A 1,327-nucleotide genomic window follows, 5' to 3' on the forward strand; every position below is an offset into this window, starting at 1 on the left:
TTGGACCTTTTAATGATGTCATTGCCTTACTTAATACTAAAGTTCCTGTTTTAGCCCAACCAAACTTAGTTACTAATGCGACTAATCTTGCTGCTAATGGCCCCAGAAAATCCATTACCGCTAATATTGGAGCAATTAAAAATCTAAATGCACCAACTAAAGTTATAATGACGCCAACTAATTGTGCTGTAGCTGGATGCGCCTCAAACAAGTTAGCTATCCAACCAGTTATTGCTACTGCAACGCGTAATACTGCACTAGCTATAGGAGCCATCGCTGTTGCGAATGCAACTAATCCTCTTGCAATGTTCCCAATTAATTGCATTATTAGTGGTCCATTAGTTTGTATATAGCTGACAAAATCTTTAAACCCTTGAGATTGTCCTACTTGTTCAGACCATTCCCTAAACTTAGCTGTCATTTGTTCAAGAGATTGGAATATGCCAGTTGATGATCCACTGAATGCATTCATCAAATTGTTAATTCCAACGAAAACATTTTTAAAAATATTACCAATGATAGGTAAGTTTGTTTTTGTGTATTCAATAAAACGAGTTATCGAATTTTCTCCAGCTGCACTATTAGCCCAATTAGAGAATGATTGACCTAATCTATCCAACCAATCAGCCGACCATTGAAACAGTGGTGCTAATTGTGTGAACACATTGACTAATCCGTCACCGAAACCTCCTGCAGCACTTAATAGCTTGTTAAATACCGAAACACCAGTTGTATTCATCATGTTGAAGAACCTTGATGCTACACCGCTATTTTGAGCCCATTTAAGTACACTTTGAGACGCCTCTTCCATTCCTCTTGAAATACCACTAAAAAACGGTTGTAAGCTCTGCATTGCTGTTTTAACAGTATTTAAACCATTTGCAAGAGTTGTGAAGATAGCGGATTGATTTTGCTTTATAATATCAGTCCATGCTGACTTTACGCCATCTAAAGCTTTTTTGTATTCGTTTGTTGCTGAGCTAGCTTGTAAAGTGCCGTCACTAAGCATCTTTATAGCGCTGATAGCCATTGCGCCAAATGCTACAAAGCCAGCACCAGCTATTGCTACAGCACCACCTAAAGCAAGTACACCGCCAGTTAACACTTTGATAGCGTTTAATAGCGCAAATACTACAGGTACTACGCTCGCTATTACAGGTATTAAGATACTAAAAGATGATGTAAGTAATCCACCAACCATATTAGAACCTACAGTGCCGAACACGCGAAACATATTAGCTAAATTCCCCATTTGTCTTTGGAAATTGTCGTTTACTTTTATTATGTAGGCATAAGCTTTCTTTAAACCGTTAGTATCGACATCTAC

The 1,327-nt window shown here is 38.1% G+C and carries 1 pseudogene; it reads right to left on the bottom strand.

Annotated elements, in window-relative coordinates:
- A pseudogene (locus FPQ13_RS13070) lies at positions 1-1,327 on the bottom strand (hypothetical protein); the annotation flags it as partial.

Source organism: Allobacillus salarius (genome assembly GCF_007559425.1).
Lineage (GTDB): Bacteria > Bacillota > Bacilli > Bacillales > Alkalibacillaceae > Allobacillus > Allobacillus salarius.